This window comes from Ureibacillus acetophenoni (assembly GCF_900220965.1).
Taxonomy (GTDB): domain Bacteria; phylum Bacillota; class Bacilli; order Bacillales_A; family Planococcaceae; genus Ureibacillus; species Ureibacillus acetophenoni.
In genome coordinates this window covers 1-17,527 of the sequence record NZ_OBQC01000010.1, presented here as the reverse complement: position 1 = coordinate 17,527, position 17,527 = coordinate 1, and the positions used below count along the sequence as shown (strand labels likewise).

11 protein-coding genes, 18 tRNA genes and 2 rRNA genes are annotated in these 17,527 nt (G+C 40.0%); 1 reads left to right on the top strand and 30 read right to left on the bottom strand.

Translation table 11 applies throughout. From position 1 onward, the window contains the following. Window positions 1–38 precede the first annotated feature (38 nt). From CRO45_RS13030 to CRO45_RS13000, 7 genes are all read right to left on the bottom strand, one after another. Complete coding sequence (locus CRO45_RS13030) at window positions 39–1,259, bottom strand: Zn-dependent hydrolase (protein ID WP_097150073.1); 1,221 nt, start codon at window positions 1,257–1,259, stop codon at window positions 39–41. Between the two features lie 191 nt (window positions 1,260–1,450). Continuing rightward, entirely contained in the window at window positions 1,451–2,944 is a 1,494-nt protein-coding gene (locus tag CRO45_RS13025; RefSeq protein ID WP_097150072.1) for a tripartite tricarboxylate transporter permease, read from the bottom strand. Between the two features lie 16 nt (window positions 2,945–2,960). Continuing rightward, entirely contained in the window at window positions 2,961–3,410 is a 450-nt protein-coding gene (locus tag CRO45_RS13020) for a tripartite tricarboxylate transporter TctB family protein (protein ID WP_097150071.1), read from the bottom strand. Between the two features lie 13 nt (window positions 3,411–3,423). Next, window positions 3,424–4,410 carry a tripartite tricarboxylate transporter substrate binding protein gene (locus CRO45_RS13015; RefSeq protein WP_097150070.1) on the bottom strand — a complete coding sequence of 329 codons (987 nt, stop codon included), beginning with the start codon at window positions 4,408–4,410 and terminating at the stop codon, window positions 3,424–3,426. 174 nt (window positions 4,411–4,584) lie between these two features. Next, window positions 4,585–5,280: a response regulator gene (locus CRO45_RS13010; protein ID WP_097150212.1), complete on the bottom strand. Its 696-nt coding sequence runs from the start codon at window positions 5,278–5,280 to the stop codon at window positions 4,585–4,587. A gap of 10 nt (window positions 5,281–5,290) precedes the next feature. Beyond that, entirely contained in the window at window positions 5,291–6,886 is a 1,596-nt protein-coding gene (locus CRO45_RS13005; RefSeq protein WP_097150069.1) for a sensor histidine kinase, read from the bottom strand. 44 nt (window positions 6,887–6,930) lie between these two features. After that, window positions 6,931–7,791 (bottom strand): LysR family transcriptional regulator, encoded by an 861-nt coding sequence (locus CRO45_RS13000; protein ID WP_097150068.1) that lies wholly within the window; start codon window positions 7,789–7,791, stop codon window positions 6,931–6,933. A gap of 135 nt (window positions 7,792–7,926) precedes the next feature. Between CRO45_RS13000 and tcuA the strand changes: the two genes are divergently transcribed. Beyond that, window positions 7,927–9,426, top strand: coding sequence for an FAD-dependent tricarballylate dehydrogenase TcuA (gene tcuA / locus CRO45_RS12995; RefSeq protein ID WP_097150067.1), 1,500 nt, complete (start codon window positions 7,927–7,929; stop codon window positions 9,424–9,426). A 135-nt stretch (window positions 9,427–9,561) separates the two neighbouring features. Here tcuA and CRO45_RS12990 read toward each other — a convergent pair whose 3' ends face one another. The 23 genes from CRO45_RS12990 to CRO45_RS12880 form a co-directional block, all read right to left on the bottom strand. After that, window positions 9,562–10,464: a GGDEF domain-containing protein gene (locus CRO45_RS12990; RefSeq protein WP_235864593.1), complete on the bottom strand. Its 903-nt coding sequence runs from the start codon at window positions 10,462–10,464 to the stop codon at window positions 9,562–9,564. A gap of 413 nt (window positions 10,465–10,877) precedes the next feature. Then, window positions 10,878–12,383, bottom strand: a complete 1,506-nt coding sequence (locus tag CRO45_RS12985) for a right-handed parallel beta-helix repeat-containing protein (RefSeq protein ID WP_235864600.1) — start codon at window positions 12,381–12,383, stop codon at window positions 10,878–10,880. A gap of 181 nt (window positions 12,384–12,564) precedes the next feature. Then, the gene (locus CRO45_RS12980; protein WP_235864599.1) at window positions 12,565–14,652 is read right to left on the bottom strand and encodes a beta-glucosidase family protein; all 2,088 of its coding nucleotides are present in this window, start codon (window positions 14,650–14,652) and stop codon (window positions 12,565–12,567) included. 982 nt (window positions 14,653–15,634) lie between these two features. Continuing rightward, a tRNA-Glu gene (locus CRO45_RS12975) sits at window positions 15,635–15,706 on the bottom strand. Between the two features lies 1 nt (window position 15,707). Next, window positions 15,708–15,782 (bottom strand) — tRNA-Asn (locus CRO45_RS12970). A gap of 11 nt (window positions 15,783–15,793) precedes the next feature. Next, window positions 15,794–15,870 (bottom strand) — tRNA-Ile (locus tag CRO45_RS12965). Between the two features lie 13 nt (window positions 15,871–15,883). Then, window positions 15,884–15,957, bottom strand: a tRNA-Gly gene (locus tag CRO45_RS12960). A 3-nt stretch (window positions 15,958–15,960) separates the two neighbouring features. Then, a tRNA-Phe gene (locus CRO45_RS12955) sits at window positions 15,961–16,036 on the bottom strand. Between the two features lie 17 nt (window positions 16,037–16,053). Beyond that, window positions 16,054–16,129 (bottom strand) — tRNA-Asp (locus CRO45_RS12950). Window positions 16,130–16,132: 3 nt separating this feature from the next. Beyond that, window positions 16,133–16,207 (bottom strand) — tRNA-Met (locus CRO45_RS12945). A 30-nt stretch (window positions 16,208–16,237) separates the two neighbouring features. Further along, window positions 16,238–16,328 (bottom strand) — tRNA-Ser (locus CRO45_RS12940). 9 nt (window positions 16,329–16,337) lie between these two features. After that, a tRNA-Ala gene (locus CRO45_RS12935) sits at window positions 16,338–16,413 on the bottom strand. A gap of 31 nt (window positions 16,414–16,444) precedes the next feature. Beyond that, window positions 16,445–16,521: transfer RNA gene (locus tag CRO45_RS12930), tRNA-Pro, on the bottom strand. 6 nt (window positions 16,522–16,527) lie between these two features. Next, window positions 16,528–16,604, bottom strand: a tRNA-Arg gene (locus tag CRO45_RS12925). A gap of 22 nt (window positions 16,605–16,626) precedes the next feature. Beyond that, window positions 16,627–16,715, bottom strand: a tRNA-Leu gene (locus CRO45_RS12920). Between the two features lie 8 nt (window positions 16,716–16,723). Further along, window positions 16,724–16,795: transfer RNA gene (locus tag CRO45_RS12915), tRNA-Gly, on the bottom strand. 17 nt (window positions 16,796–16,812) lie between these two features. Beyond that, a tRNA-Leu gene (locus tag CRO45_RS12910) sits at window positions 16,813–16,894 on the bottom strand. Between the two features lie 21 nt (window positions 16,895–16,915). After that, window positions 16,916–16,987, bottom strand: a tRNA-Lys gene (locus CRO45_RS12905). A 6-nt stretch (window positions 16,988–16,993) separates the two neighbouring features. Further along, a tRNA-Tyr gene (locus CRO45_RS12900) sits at window positions 16,994–17,077 on the bottom strand. Window positions 17,078–17,086: 9 nt separating this feature from the next. After that, window positions 17,087–17,159 (bottom strand) — tRNA-Thr (locus tag CRO45_RS12895). Between the two features lie 5 nt (window positions 17,160–17,164). Next, window positions 17,165–17,240, bottom strand: a tRNA-Val gene (locus CRO45_RS12890). A 13-nt stretch (window positions 17,241–17,253) separates the two neighbouring features. Beyond that, window positions 17,254–17,369 (bottom strand): 5S ribosomal RNA (rrf, locus tag CRO45_RS12885). 65 nt (window positions 17,370–17,434) lie between these two features. After that, window positions 17,435–17,527, bottom strand: a 23S ribosomal RNA gene (locus CRO45_RS12880); the annotation flags it as partial.

Genomic DNA, 17,527 nt, shown 5'->3' with positions numbered 1-17,527 from the left:
AATATCGCATTTATATGAATTTGCTAAAGATATTACATTTATATAGATTGGTCCAAACGTACTAATGTATCAAATAAAACATTTGTAGCAATTTCACAATCATCTATTGAAGAATATTCTAATGGATTGTGGCTAATGCCATCTTTTGAACGAACAAAGATCATACCCATTGGGCAAATTCTTGCTAAGTTCATGGCATCATGTCCGGCCCCACTAACAAGGGAAATCGGTTTAATTCCTTTGGAAACAACGGCTTCTTTAATAGTTGCTTGCATAGCTGCATCTGCTTGCACAGAAGATACTGTTTGCAATTCGACAATCTCAGACTCCACATTACGTTTTTGGGAAACTTCTTGGATCATTTCACTAATTTCATTCACAATCTTTGCACAACGCTCATTATCAAGATCACGAACATCTAGCGAAAATGTAACTTCACCAGGGATTACGTTAACACCATTCGGTTTAACTTGTAATTTTCCTACCGTTGCTACTGCATCCTTGTATTTAAACGCAATCTGTTCGATATTTAAAATCATTTCACTCGCAGCAACTAGAGCATCTTGACGAATTGGCATCGGTGTTGCCCCCGCATGCTCACTAAGGCCTCTTACAGTAATTTCCTTCCAACTTGGACCAGCAATTCCCGTTACAATCCCAACCGGTACATTTTCACTTTCTAATACTTTTCCTTGTTCAATATGTAGTTCAAGATAAGCGGCTACTTCGCGAACTTTTGCTTCACCTATTTTTTCAGGGTCATATCCATTTTGAGTCATAGCCTCTTTGAGGGTAATCCCTTGATCATCTCTTCCCTCAAGTTCTTCCTCTTTTAATATACCTGTCATCGCACGACTTCCGAGTAATCCAAACCCAAAACGTGTTCCTTCTTCGTCTTTAAATGAGACGATTTTAAGAGGTGATTTTAGCTGAATACCTTGATCTTTTAAGCTTTGTGCCACTTCAATTGCCGCAAGTACCCCAAGGGCTCCATCAAATTTCCCACCATGTGGAACCGTATCAATGTGCGAACCAATCATAATTGGTGCCTTTTCTTCTGTTCCTTGACGTTCACCAATCACATTTCCAACCGCATCAAAGGAAACAGATAACCCAGCTTCCTCCATAAGTTTTTCGATGTATTCGTTCGCTTTCGCCTCTTCCTCAGTAAATGAAAAACGATTTATGCCACCTGATGATTGCATTCCAAACTGACTAAGTTCTTCGATATGTTTTGCTAGTCTTTCTCTATTAATCATGGTCGTTTTTATCTCCCTTTTTCTCTTTAGCAGTTATTTTAACACACGGAATAAATCGGAATACGATAAAGTTTTAAATATTATGTACATTAACCATTTTCTAATAAATTGTGTAAATGAAAAAGGATGCGCACAATGCACATCCTTTTCCACTTCTATTTTTCAACCAAATGGACAATATCTTAAACTATTTAGTTTGCACTTTTTTTATTCAAAAACAGTTTCATTATTAATGGGTAGAATAGGGATAAAACTGTTAAAATCAGCAATACAACAGAAATCCACGAAGAGAAGAAAATACTTACACTACCATTAGACGATACTAGTGCCATCCGGAAATTTTGTTCCATATCTGCTCCAACTATTAGTGCTAATACAAGTGGAGCAATTGGGAAATCCATTACCTTCATTAATAGTCCTATTACACCAAAAATCAATAATAGATAAAAATCAACCGTACTGTAACTTAATGTATAAGTCCCAATAAAGGCTAACATGATAATTAATGGATAAAGTACCTTGGCAGGTGTTTTCAAAACTTTCACGAGCAGTCCCACTAAAAGGATATTAATGATCACTAATACAATATTCCCAATAAACATACTGTTAATGAGACCCCAAATCATTCCTGGGTCATTTTCAAATAACATTGGACCTGGTCTGACACCTAGCATGATGAGAGCACCAAGCATAACAGCCGTCGTTCCTGATCCAGGAATCCCCATTGTCAATAACGGAATCATTGCCCCAACTGAAGCAGCGTTATTCGCAGATTCAGGTGCTGCAAGCCCCTCAACTGCTCCTTTTCCGAATTCATCTGGTTTTTTTGATATTTGCTTTTCCGTTGAGTAACTAATCATCGATGCAATGGATCCGCCAGCACCAGGAAGAACCCCGACAATAAAGCCTAATGGCGCACTTCGTAATATTGGCCACTTTGACCTTTTCCATTGTTCTTTAGAAAACCAAACTTTCCCCATATTGCTTTTCTTGTCTTGCGATTTCTTTTCTTTATTAATCGTTAAGAAGTTATAAAATACTTCACCTATTGCATAGACCCCAATGATAACTATTAGAAAATCAATTCCTTCACTTAAATGGGGATTGTCCAATGTAAAACGATGAATTCCTGTTTGCGGGTCTATCCCAACAGTACTTAGTAAAAGACCTAAACACATAGCGATAAACCCTTTTATCATCTTACCGATCGAAAGTGATACAATCGCTGAAAGTGTTAATAACATCAATAGGAAATACTCGGCTGGACCAAATTTTAATGCAAAATTCGCTAACGGTTGTGCTAAGAATATAAAGCCAAACGTTGCGATAATCCCCCCAATAAATGATGCGACAGCCGAAATTGCCATTGCTTGTCCAGCTTGCCCCTTTTGCGCCATTGGATAACCGTCAAATGTCGCAGCAATTGCCGAACCGTCTCCTGGTGTATTTAATAATATCGAACTCCTAGACCCTCCGTACATCGCTCCATAATAAATAGCTGCCATCAAAATAATGGCACTCGTTGGATCCATTCCGAATGTCACAGGGATTAGGACGGCAACTGCTGTTGCTGGCCCTAATCCTGGAAGCATCCCTACCACCGTTCCTAAAAAACCACCGAGAACAATCCAGAAAAGATTAATCGGCTCAATAGCGGTCAAAAGTCCTTCCATAAACCCTTCCATACTATTCCCCCTTGTTCTACGGTAAACTTACTCCTAATAATTGACTAAAGCCGTACCAAGTAATAAATGAAAAACTAATAGATACTACGATGTTAATAAGCCATTTTTTCATTCCATTTAAATAGAATAAAAGTACCCCTAGAAATAGAAGAGTAGAAACAAAAAATCCTACTCTTTCAAAAATGTTAGCGTAAATAACTCCTAGTATGATTGTAAACCCGATTAGACGCAGTGTTTTTTTGTCCATTAAATCCTTAATGCCCTCATGAAATGCCTTAAGAGTCTTCAGTTCATTGAACAAATAAACGATGCTTAAGACGAGCATAAGGACACTTAACCCAATCGGAAAATACGAAGGACCATTCGGATTACCAAGTGTGGCTTTTGGAATAGCAAAAGAGCCAATTAAAAAAGTTAAGCTTATCAAAATCATTAATACGGGCATCCCGATTTTGATCCATTTCATCAACATCGCTCCTTTACTGAACTAATCCAGATTGATCGATTAATTCTTTGTACAACTTCTCTTGTTCAGCCATAAACAATCGAGTTTCTTCACTAGTTTGATAGAATGAATCCCAATCATTATTTTCAAGTAGTTGCTTCCATTCCTCAGACTCTACCATTTTTGATAATTTTTCATCCCAATACTGAATTTCTTCTTCTGTCATATTAGGTGGTCCCATAATTCCTCTCCAGTGTGGGAACACCATGTCCAACCCTTCTTCTTGCAATGTTGGTACATCTTCTAGCTCTTCTAATCTTTCATCAGATGAAACTGCTAAAATTTTTACTTTTCCTGCAAGATGATGCTCTTTCACTTCTGATAATGAAGTCGTCACTGCATCTACGTGTTTCCCTAAAAGCGCTGTAACAACATCCCCACCTCCACCATCATATACAAGGAAATTCAGATCTTTTGCTTGAATGTCTTTCATGCCAGTTGCTTGTACAAAAGACAAATGGTCATCGTTCCCTAGTCCAGGACCTACCCCGATTTTTACAGATGTTGGGTCTTTCTTTATTTGTTCAAATAACTCATTAATATTTTGATATGGCGAATCCACCGATACGGCGATTGCTTGCCATTCTGTTGCTAAAGTCGCTAAAGGTGTAAAGTCTTGGTGCGTTAATTTACTTTGACCTAGTAAATTATTAGTTAAAAGTAAGCTTGAATTAACAGCTAAGTAATGGCTATCTTTTGTATTTAAATAGTTCCAACCAACTTCACCGCCGCCTCCAGGCTTATTAATTACGTTTATATTATTCTGTACAAGCTCATTATCCTTCAAAATTTTTTGAACCGAACGTGCTGTTAAATCCCAGCCTCCCCCAGGCGATGCTGGTGCTACAATTTCAATATGTTTGTTTGGATATGCAGAACCTCCAGACGAATTTTTCGTAGTTCCACAAGCAGACAATAGTAATACCAAACCGAGTATTAGTAAAAATCCCCTTTTTTTCACGATCCCCACTCCCTTTTAATTATTCTGAATTTATAATAAATTTAGAATAGATATTGTGTAAACGTTTTCTAAAATTTGTTTTTTATAAACATTTTGGTAATATTGTTCATTTTGTTCATATGTTAACTAATTCACATGCGATTTTTAGTCAATGTAAATATAAAAAGGAAAGGATTATAGATACCTTTCCTTTTGTAATTCCTTATAGAAATAATTCCTTTCTGGACGCCCAACTACTCCGTACGCTTGTTCAACATATGCATGATCAATACTTACTAAATACTCTAAATACCTTCTTGCAGTTGTTCTAGAAGCTCCCATCATTTCACCGACTTTATCTGCAGTTAACCCACCTTCTCCATTTTTGAGTATATTCCTTACCTTTTCTAAGGTTAAATAATCGATACCAGAAGGAAAATCCACTTTTTGCTTCCCTTTATTTTCAACTGTAAAAAAATAATCAATAACATTTTGATTGATCTCTGTTACAGAATTCAATACTTGTCTATTTTTTTTATATTTTTCAATTGTATTTATAAAAACTTCCATTGGAACAGGTTTAATAAGATAAAAAGCCACTCCGAATTTTAAAGCCTTTTTTAAATATTCCATATCTTTTGCAGCAGTTATGAGTATTACATCAAGCATCGGGAATTTCCCCCTTATTTCGCTTAATAACTCAATCCCTAATTGATCAGGCATATAAATATCTAATAGTAATAAATCTACAGGTTGATTACTAAGTAGTTTCATTGTTTCTTTTGCATTTAGTGCTTTTCCTATTACATTCATCCCTTTTATTTGGGATAGATACTCTTCGTGAATTTGAGCAATTCTGAAATCATCCTCTGCTATTAATACATTAATTATATCCACTACATCAACTCTCCCCTTTTGGTAAATACACTGTGAAAACAGTCCCCTTTTGCAATTCACTGCTATATTCAATAAACCCCTTCAGTGATTCAACTTCTATCTTTACGTTAAAAAGACCAAATCCTCTATTTTTACCTTTTGATGAAAGACCCTTTTGAAAAATTTGATGTTCAATTTCTTTTTGAATCCCTTTACCGTTGTCATACACTTCAAAAATAATATCATTCCCAATATCAGTAACGAAGAAGCTCACCTTTTTTTCATCTTTCTCTTTCACAGCATCAAAGGCATTGTTGATGAGATTCCCTAAAATGACAATAAGGGAAGATGTTGGGATCTCTTGAGGTATTTGAGTAAGTGTGCTTTCTTCATCAATAACAAACTCAATTTTCTTTTCAGATGCCTGAGCAATTTTCCCCAATAAGATTGCTTGTACTCTTTCATCTTGAATCTTTGTAAATATTAAATCTTCATTGATTGTATATAATTGTGTTTCACTTTTAATTAATTCAATTGCCTCTTCTTTTTTATTCAGTTGAAGAAGCCCTAAAATCGCATAGAGTTTATTGGAATATTCATGGGATTGGGCTCTTAAATCATCCGAGTATTGTTTTACTTCGGATAGTGCATCAATCATATGTTTAATTTCTGTTCTGTCACGAAAAGAAGCAACAGTACCAATCCTCATTCCATCTTCTACTATCGGCTGTGTATTAATGATCATTATTTTCTCATTGTATTGCATTTCAACATTTACAGACTTTTCGTTGCTACTAATGATCTCTAGTAATTCGTTCGATTCTATGACATTTGAAAGTTTCATGCCCTCTGCTTGGTTTTCGATATCTAATAAATAATGGGCCGATGAATTCATCATTGTAATCCATCCATCCTTATCTACTGCTAGAATTCCTTCCTTTACGGACTGCAAAATTGCATTTCTCTCTCTGAACATTGTAGCAATTTCATAGGGTTCTAAATTTAACGTGTCCTTACGAATACTGTTTGAAAGTAGATAACTACCAATAATTCCAATTAGTAAAGTAATCAAAGACACATTTAGCACTTTCTTAACGGAATCCCAAATGGATGAGTAGAGATTAGCTAAATCAAATAGTACGACAACTGCTCCTTCGATTTTATAGTAATCTCCATAATCAACCTTTATAGGGGCAACTGCTTTTATAAAGGTTTTATCGTCTTCCTTCGTTTGGATCACATAATAACTTCCAAAAATTAAAGCATTACTACTTTCTTCTATGTTGAATGTTCGATTTCTATCCTTATCATCTGACCATGCCAAAATTGAACCATCTCGGTTTTGAATAAAGAATGTCATTGGTTCAACCTCAGACTTTACATGTTCTATGAATTGATCCAGACTTTTATTGTCCCGATTTAATTGATAGCTTTCGTGGAGTGCAGGCATGTATGATAGGGCTTTTGCTGTTTGTAAAGATAGTTTCTCTGCTTTTACTTTATCTTCATTTAGTTGTATATAGATAAACATCAAAGTTAATGAAGCAATAATGAGACTAATTAATAGAATTACTAAACCGAGTATTTTTACTTTTAATGTTACAAATCGGGATTTTTTCATCATCCTTCTCCCTGGCACAGATGTTTTAGTTGATCCAAGCTATTTTAAATACAATCATCATTTTTCATAAATTTAATAAAGGCTTTTACTACTGAAAGATCCAAAGAATGTTCATTGAATATTAACCAGGTATTTCTAACCAGCTGTTGCCCTTCTAAAGTAAGCTCATATTTTTTTAAATGTTCATAGCCTTTTAAACAAATTTCCGGTAAAAAGGCATACCCTAACCCATTTTCCACCATCTCTCGGCATGTATCTATTAAATCCACTTCCATCGTAATTTTTGGTGGGGCTTCAAACGTTCCTTTCCACCACGTATCAATGACGTTCTTGAGTGAAAGATCTGTATTGTAATGAATTCTTCTTAAGTTAGGCAAATCACTTAGCTCAATCTCTTCTTTTGAAACAATATAAATTTTTTCTTTGTCTAGTAAGATTTTCGGTCCCTTCCAGTCATAAGTATCCCGTACAATTCCAATATTCGTTTCTTCCTTATTAATCATTTGAATGACTTCATAACTAAAACCAGATTTAAGTTTAATATCCACCTCAGGATATTCACTTAAAAACTCTGACAAAATGACTGGCAGCTTATAACGTGCATACGTTTGAGAGACTCCTAGACGTAGCGTTCCTTTAATTTTTCCATTTAAATTCGCTAAGTAGTCCTTCAGTTCATTTAATCGATGGAGCATACTAATCGCATATTGTACAAGGTACTCCCCTTCTACGGTAAAATCGACTCCTCTTTTTCTTCTCGATAAAATTTTTACTCCTAGCTCTTGCTCGAGTTGTTGAATTCGATAAGTAAGGGAAGGTTGTGATATATATAGTTGTTCCGCAGCTTTTGTAATATTTCTTTCTTCATAAACCATTTGCAGAATACGCCAGTCCTTTTCATCCATAGGCAGTAGCTCCATTCAAGTTATAGAAATTTTCTATCGATGAGTATCGATTTTCAGTATTTTATTAATTTATTAATTTCAATTATATTATTTTTAAGAATATTGTAAATATTACTATAGGTGGAGGAATTGATTATGACTAAAAGTTATGATGTTGTCGTTGTTGGGGCAGGAAACGCCGCTTTATGTGCTGCCATTTCTGCAAAAGAAAATGGGTCTAATGTACTTGTACTTGAAAAAGGTCCCGAACATAAAAGTGGTGGTAATTCCTATTTTACAGATGGTGCTATTCGTTTTGCATATAATGAGCTAAAAGATATTCGAAAAGTCATTCCTGCGTTACAAGATGATGAAGCTGACAAAATTGTAATGCCAGAGTATAGTGCTTCTGATTATTATGAAGATTTAATGAGAGTGACAGATGGGCAAAGTCATCCTGAATTGGCCAATCAGTTAACTACAAAATCTTATGAAACGATTGTTTGGATGAGAGAAAATGGGGTTGAATTTGAACTGAACTATGATAACCAATCCTTTAAACAAGACGGAAAAATTCACTTCTGGGGTGGACTTCCGGTTAAAACAAAAGATAAAGGTATTGGCTTGATGAAACAATTATTTAAACGTGCCAAAGAATTAGAAATTGATATTTGGTATGAATCGCAAGCTACTAAACTACAAGTAAACGATGATCAAATTACAGGCGTTAAAGTACTTCGCCAAGGTGAAGAAGTCACTGTTGAAGCAAAAAGTGTTGTGTTAGCATGTGGTAGTTTCGAAGCGAACAAAAACTTGCGTTCAAAATATTTAGGCACTGAATGGGAAGCTGCGATCGTTCGAGGAACAGAATTTAATACTGGTGATGGAATTGAAATGGCACTTGAAGTTGGAGCACAAAAATTTGGTGAATGGGATGGATGCCATTCAATCGGTACAGACTTCAACGCACCTAAGGTTGGAGACTTTACAAAACCAGGCGATATTTTCAAAAAGCACTCCTACCCTCTTGGAATTATGTTAAATAATGACGGAAATCGCTTTGTTGATGAAGGTGCGGATTTTAGAAACTATACGTACGCAAAATATGGACGCGAAGTGTTAAAGCAACCAGGACATGTTGCATATCAAATTTTTGATGCTCAAGTTCGCCCTCTTCTACGTAAAGAATATAATTTAGAAGAAGCTACTTTCTATGAAGCGGATACACTAGCTGAGTTAGTAGAAAAATTACCTGTAAACAAAGAGCAATTTATTAAAACAATCGAGGAGTATAACAATGCCGTACAAGACGGTGAATACAACCCTTCTGTTAAAGATGGAAAAGGAACAAAAGGAATTACTCCTCCGAAAACAAACTGGGCAATGAAAATTGAACAAGGTCCATTCTATGCCTTCCCTGTTACTTGCGGTATTACATTTGCCTTTGGTGGTCTGCATGTTAACAAAAACGGTGAGGTATTAAATAAAGATGAAGAACCAATCAAAGGTCTATTCGCAGCTGGAGAAATGGTTGGCGGAATCTTCTATAAAAACTATCCTGGAGGTTCTGGTTTAATGTCCGGCGCAGTATTTGGAAAGATTTCAGGGGCTCAAGCTGCAAACTATGTGAATGAATTCCATAAGATATCAAAATAAAGGTCAGCTCAGTAAAAAATGCTTAATTAAACCTTTGAAAGGTTAATTAAGCATTTTTAATTCTTGTTTTCGAAAAATTTATGATTTCTACACTTATCAGATGGGACATGCTAATATCTCATACAAATTTGGTAATTAGGACAATGTAACTGCCCCACCTTCGTATTTCAAATCTCTCCCCTTCGCCTTATACATCGCTTTATCAGCCTCTTTCAGCATCGTTTCTAGTACCGCCTGTGAAATATCTGTTGTGTAGTAAGTTCCTATACTAGCGGAAACATTGATTGTTTGTTGATTTAGGAACATTGGTGTTTCCAGGGTACTCTGGATTCGATTTTTTACGATGTCGAGATTTGCATTGTCAAGATTCGAGAATAGTATGACAAATTCATCGCCACCTAAACGGCATAGTAAATCTGTGTCTCTCACTTCACTTTTTAACCTTGAGGCGATTTCCTCCAACAATTGATCGCCCATTTCATGACCATACGTATCGTTCACTGTTTTAAAACCATTCATGTCAATGAACACGAGTGCGATGGATTTGATCTTTGTCGTCTTTAGAAAATTAAATTTTTCCTTTAGCAACAACCGATTCGCCACCCCAGTTAAAGGATCGAGATACGCAAGTGCCTGGAGTTTATCATTTGCCTCATTAATTTTTCGAATAAAAAATAATAGCAAGCTCGTAACCATAACTCCAAACATTACTAGAAAAATAAAATCTCCCTGAACGACATTTGGGAATAACTCTTCATGAAGGTAAAAGAACGCGTAATATGTAAGAACGAATGAAGCAATACCGGCTAACACAACCACTCGCGAATTTAAATAGATAGCACAAAGCGGTAGAGCTAACCACATGAAAAGATAATTTACCAAGTACGGAGAATCATTTAGTAAAAAGTAAAAATAAATATACACACTGCTGACGATTATATACATTGTAATCTTTGGGTTTACTCTTTTGTAGATGAAGATTGTCAGAATCGCACCCAATACGATAAAAAGATAAGATGGTGGAAATATACTTTCCAAACCTTCAACCAATATATTGATTGTTATATGTATAAAATAAAAAATACTTATTATTAGTAGTAGTATGGAATTCCGTTTATGTATTAATTCATTACTAACCATAGCAATCTCTCATTCTCTTTAGGATGCAGGATAATTTGTTTGGATGGATGATTCCAATACTTACAAATCATCACATTATCTTAATTATAACTGATACAGTGTATAAAACTTTGTAAATTAATTGAAATTTTCTTTTCTAAAAGATTGCTAGTTTTAAGTTCTTTTTCCATGAAAACTGATCTCGAGCAATAAAAAATGCTTAATTAACTTTGGAAGGTTAATTAAGCATTCTCTAAGTTAAAATGATATCCTTACCAATTCTACGGGGCGTTTTTATTTGGCCTCAACCATATTTTATTACAGAACTAAACCTACTGGGCGAACTGTTTCACCTTGACCTCGTTGGCCACTTTTAGCTCCTCGCCGTCGATCTCATTAACGATATTATCCACCACATTAAGGTCGTCACCTGCATCAATCCTAATACCATTGGCGGAGTTTCGGATGACATTGGACTCTATTTGGATGCCTCTAGGGATTCCATTTCCTCGTCCGCCATTACCACTGTCCTCACTAAGGCGGATTGCCCAGAACCCGTCAGATCCTCCAGTGATATGATTCCTTTGCAACTTCGTGCCCGGCGCATTTCGTACCTCAATGCCAGCCTTTGAATCCTCCCTTGCAAAAATATTGTTATTCTCGATGAGAGTATCAGGAGTTCCTAGTATGACGAGGATTCCCTGACGATTTCCTATCAGGGTGTTGGAATGCACCCAATTCCCAGATCCTGAGGCGTCGTGCTTGTTCTTAGAACCTCCGGAATTGCCCAGAGCGATGCCCGCCCTCTGACCACCAACGATTGTGTTGTCGCGGATTTCATTCAGATATTCACCTTCACCATGTAAGTCAATGGCATCGAGGTGACTACCGACAATGGTATTGTCCGCCACAAGATTATTATGCGTAGGAAACTGCAGTAGTATGGCATGTCGAAGATGCCTACCATCAAATGTATTGTCGATGACAACGTTGTGCCTAGAATCGTTGATGGCATCTGGATCATGTTGATCCCTTGAACCCTCGATAGCGATGCCGTAGCCCTGTCCGCCCGGGCCAACAGCAGTTGCCCCACTAATGTAATTACCAGAGAGGGTCACTTCCCGGCTAGCTTTGACAGAGATGCCATGGCGTTCGAACATGCTGATGCTCAGGTTCTTCACCAGAACCTGGGAGCTAGGCTGTCCTTTGTCGGTTCCGATGTAGACCCCGTACATCGGACCTCCACCCATGTTACCATCGTCGGGATTTTCTCCGAGTGGACCATTGTGACGGGAAGTGATAGTGAAATCAGCGACAATGACATCGTGGACGCCGGAGCCACGGATTACCCGACTGTCATCTTCGCCGTCAAAGGAGGTCAGCAACACCGTTCTCTCCTGGTCTTCTCCGCGCAAGTCCACGCCGTTGCGCAACACAATGTTTGCCGACTCGTCTGCCGGATCAGTAGAGCGCAGGTCATATGTGCCGGCTGGTAGTACGACCTCATCTCCTGGTTCTGCTGCTTCTAATGCTGCCCGAATAGCTTTTGCATCATCAAGTGAATCTGGACTCGGATCTGCCCCAAAGTCCGTAACGTCAAGGGTCTTGCCCGTGGCTGGAATAGGCATCGGTACATCAATCGGTTTACCGGATTGATCCACCAAACCCGGAACCTGCCAGTCGCCTTGACCGGACGTGGCAGGTTCCACGGCATTATCGTTTCCAACGGACTGATCAGGTCCCTTAACTGCGCATGCAGATAATAGTACCGCAAGCCCAATGGCTATCCACCAAAATTGAGTCTGACCTCGTCTTCTTTTCTGAACGAATCCCTTCATCAAAGTTTTCACATCCTTCTTTGTCTTTTTTGCCCACTTTCCTCATCAATAAAAGTATCCAGAATAATGGTGAGCCCGCGAGCTCAACGATTCACGCCGAGGCCCGCGGGCTCACTATATTAGGGATACCTTACGACCTAAATAGGGTCGCCAATATCATCCCCTTGATAGAAGCCTATCATTAGGATTTGTTGTTCCCGTTATTTTTTCCATTGTTTCCTTTTCCCTTGTTCTTGCCGTCTTTAAAGTTCAGAGGGACATCCTTTTCCAATGGAGTATCTGCAGAGGAACCACCAACGTGAACGCGGTACTTTCCGTCAACAGTAGCCCACTCACCATCAGCCCAGTTCGCTAGGTTGTCTGGCTCTTCTGGAATAAAGTAAGAGAACGGATGGTTAGAGTCAGCATGGTTAATACGCACAGTCACACGCTCGCTCTCACCAGGCTCAAGGTAAACCTTCTCGAAGTTAACAAGACGCTTAGTAGGCTGTCCGGCCTCGTTCGGTAGAGTCAGATAAACCTGTGCTGCCTCCTTACCAGCAACATCACCAGTGTTCGTAATCGTGAAGGAAACGTCAATACCAGCCAACGAGCTGTTGTTACCATTGCCACCACGGACTTTCTTAACTTTAAGGTCTTCATACTCGAAAGTCGTGTACGACAGGCCATAACCGAATGGGAAAATCGGCTCTACATCGTTTGCCTCGTACCAGCGATAACCCATTTCTAGACCCTCTGTGTATTTAGCAATTAGCTGATCGGAACCGTCACCGTAAGGGCCTGGTCCACCTGGCTTACCAGTATCTTGACGAGTTCCAGGGAACTGCTCTTCCGTAGCGAAGGCAGCTTCACGCTCAGTAGCACCCCACGTCATAGGTAATTTACCAGAAGGATTCACTTTACCGTAAAGCAGGTTTGCTACTGCATTACCATCCTCCATACCTGGGTACCAAGCTTGAAGTACTGCAGGTACCTCATCCAACCAAGGCATAAGTACCGTACCAGAAGTCTTCAGAACTACAGCTGTGTTCTCCGCATTGGCTTCTAGAACTGCATCGATTAGCGGTTCCTGCTCTACCCAGTCTTCACGGTCCTTATGTTCGTCAAGGTCGATGGCTGGGAAACCAAGCGTATCGCGGTCCACAGTCTCATGTGGGTTGTCACCAATCATTAGTAACACGACATCAGACTCAGCAGCAAGCTTAGCAGCAGCCTCTGGGTCACGACCATCGTTATAAGTTACTTCAGTGTCGTAGCCTAGCTCTTCGATAACATTTTCTAATCCTTCTTGCGGAGTAACCGTGTAAGGAGCATTTACGTTCTCGTTATTGTCTCGTACAGAACGTGGAGACATTTTTGCCTCTTCACCGAACCACTCAAGGCCGATTAGTGCTATAGTCTCTGGCTCGCCGTCCAATGGTAGGAAGTTATCGTTCTTTAACAGTACAGAACCTTCCTCAGCCATCTTCCGTGCGCTTGCACCGTTTGCAATCGGATCGAAAATTTCAGGCATGAATTTATCGTAAGGCTCATCCATATGTCCGTACTCAATCATCTTGATGTAGCGTGGACGAAGAAGATTGTCAATGTCTTCCTCTGTTACTGCACCAGAATCAAGTGCATCCTGGATTTTTTCTTCAGTGTAGTACTGTGGTGCCCAGTCTAACTCAACATTCGTACCTGCCTTGATGGCAGCAACTGTGTCGTGAATTGCACGACGGTCACTCATAACGTAACCATCAAATCCCCAGTTACCACGTAGGGCATCTTGTAGTAATTCAGAGCTATCACAAGCATAAGTACCGTTAACATCCGGGAATGAACACATCACTGAAGCTGGGTCAGCATCTTTGACAGTCATTTCGAAAGGCAACATGTACAACTCGTTCATTGCTTGAGATGGAACTTGTACACCCATTGTCCATCGCTCAGTTTCTTGCTCGTTACCAGCCAAATGCTTAAGCTGGGCCTGAACTCCTTGAGCCTGAATACCTTTGACTTGCTCAGTCGCTAGTGTACCCGTTAAGTACGGATCCTCACTAAAGTATTCATAGTTACGGCCACCGTACGGGTGACGTATTAAGTTCATGCCCGGCCCAAGCAACACGTGATGCGCGAAGGCACGAGTTTCTTCGCCAAGAATTCGACCAGCCTCATAGTTCAGCTCACGGTCGAAAGTTGCGGCTAATGCCGGAGTAGATGGCAATCCTGTTGCCAGCGGGTCATTACCACATGATCCACCTTTTACACCCGTACCACCGTTAGTCATACGGACTGTAGGAATTCCTAATTCCTCAATTCCACGGATTTGACGACCAGTATCCTGCCAATCACACCCAGGCAGAGTACCTTCTGGAGCAAATTCTCCGTTTTGATACTTACTAGTACCGCCCCTTTTGATAACAACCGGATCACCTGTGTTGTTCTCATTAAAGCGCGAGATGGCGATTTGCTGAATCTTCTGTTCCATCGTCATCTCATCGAGAAGTAACTCTGTACGTTCCTCAGCAGACAGCTGTGTGTTCATCCATGGACCGATTTCTGCTTTTTCATTGGCCAGCGCATTCGCAGGAACTAACGAAGTTAAAGAAATCGTAGCTGTCAAAAATATGGAACTAATGCGTTTTTTCATCTAATATTCTCCCTTCTATTTACTTGTCAATTAGTACTGTACTGAAATAATTCGTTCTATCATTTCATCGCTTCCTAACGACTTTCACTTGGATTAGTATAGGGGAAAATTATTACCCTCGTATTACCCTGATATAACTATTAATTACAGATCATTAACAAACTCCGAGAGAATATTAAGCCGATAAAAACTCTAAAAATGTATACAATTACTACAATATTCAATGATTTGCACTGTAGATTATTAAAAATAAATACACTAAACGTGAAATGTTCTTAATCTTTCTAAAAACACTAAAACAAGAAGTTGTAATACTGCAAATTCATTAATATTCTAAAAGTTATTTGAGCACCGATCTCGAGAACAATTTTTGTGATTTTTTAGTCCCGTAGAATCAATCTCAAGAACAATAAAAAAGCTTAATTAACCCTTTAGATAGGTTAATTAAGCTTTTCTTTTAGAGTTTAGATTTTTAATTAGTATAGATTATCGTCTTTTTTAGTTGAAACTCCAATAACCCAATCTCTTGATACAAGTTATTCATGTTCTAGTGACAGTTTAAGTAGTCTCTAAATAAAAAAAACACGACAGTCGATATGCTGTCGTGTTTTTTTACTTATGACCCGTACGGGATTCGAACCCGTGTTACCGCCGTGAAAGGGCGGTGTCTTAACCACTTGACCAACGGGCCGTGGCTCCGAAGGTAGGACTCGAACCTACGACCAACCGGTTAACAGCCGGTTGCTCTACCACTGAGCTACTTCGGAATAAACTTATATGGTGGGCCTAAATGGACTTGAACCATCGACCTCACGCTTATCAGGCGTGCGCTCTAACCAGCTGAGCTATAGGCCCACTTATGTATGTATGGAGCGGGTGATGAGAATCGAACTCACGACATCAGCTTGGAAGGCTGAGGTTTTACCATTAAACTACACCCGCAAATGGTGGGTCCGGACGGAATCGAACCGCCGACACTTTGAGCTTCAGTCAAATGCTCTACCAACTGAGCTACAGACCCACAATTTTTTATATAAATGGCGGTCCCGACCGGGATCGAACCGGCGATCTCCTGCGTGACAGGCAGGCATGTTAACCGCTACACCACGGGACCATTTGGTTGCGGGGACAGGATTTGAACCTGCGACCTTCGGGTTATGAGCCCGACGAGCTACCACTGCTCCACCCCGCGATAATAAAATAATATTAAATTTAATAAAAATGGCGGAGGCGGTAGGATTTGAACCCACGCACGGTTTAACCCGCCTGTCGGTTTTCAAGACCGATCCCTTCAGCCACTTGGGTACGCCTCCGTTATTATATGGTGGAGCCTAGCGGGATCGAACCGCTGACCTCCTGCGTGCAAGGCAGGCGCTCTCCCAGCTGAGCTAAGGCCCCATAATAATTATTTCAATTATATACAACTTCATGGTCGGGAAGACAGGATTCGAACCTGCGACCCCTTGGTCCCAAACCAAGTGCTCTACCAAGCTGAGCTACTTCCCGTAAATATGGCGCGCCCGGCAGGAGTCGAACCCACAACCTTCTGATCCGTAGTCAGACGCTCTATCCAATTGAGCTACGGGCGCATAATAAATATGTTATTTTAAATGGTGCCGAGGACCGGAATCGAACCGGTACGGTAGTCACCTACCGCAGGATTTTAAGTCCTGTGCGTCTGCCAGTTCCGCCACCCCGGCACATTGGAAGCGGAAGACGGGGTTCGAACCCGCGACCCCCACCTTGGCAAGGTGGTGTTCTACCACTGAACTACTTCCGCATGTGTTTTAAAACTAATGCGGGTGAAGGGAGTCGAACCCCCACGCCTTGCGGCGCTAGATCCTAAGTCTAGTGCGTCTGCCAATTCCGCCACACCCGCTTAAATGTTTCATTATTAAGATGAGCCATGAAGGACTTGAACCTTCGACCCTCTGATTAAAAGTCAGATGCTCTACCACTGAGCTAATGGCTCATAAAATGGTGGAGGGGGACGGATTCGAACCGCCGAACCCGAAGGAGCGGATTTACAGTCCGCCGCGTTTAGCCACTTCGCTACCCCTCCAAGTAATGATGCCGGCGATAGGAGTCGAACCCACGACCTACTGATTACAAGTCAGTTGCTCTACCAACTGAGCTACACCGGCATATATGGTGGAGGATGACGGGCTCGAACCGCCGACCCCCTGCTTGTAAGGCAGGTGCTCTCCCAGCTGAGCTAATCCTCCACGAAAAAAACAAGCGAAGCGACGTCCTACTCTCACAGGGGGAAGCCCCCAACTACCATCGGCGCTAAAGAGCTTAACTTCCGTGTTCGGTATGGGAACGGGTGTGACCTCTTTGCCATCATCACTTCACTTATTCAATTGAGAGTTCGTTCTCTCAAAACTGGATAAAGACATTGAAAGCGTTCAAGTTTGTTTTGGTTAAGTCCTCGATCGATTAGTATTCGTCAGCTCCATGTGTCACCACACTTCCACCTCGAACCTATCTACCTCATCGTCTTTGAGGGATC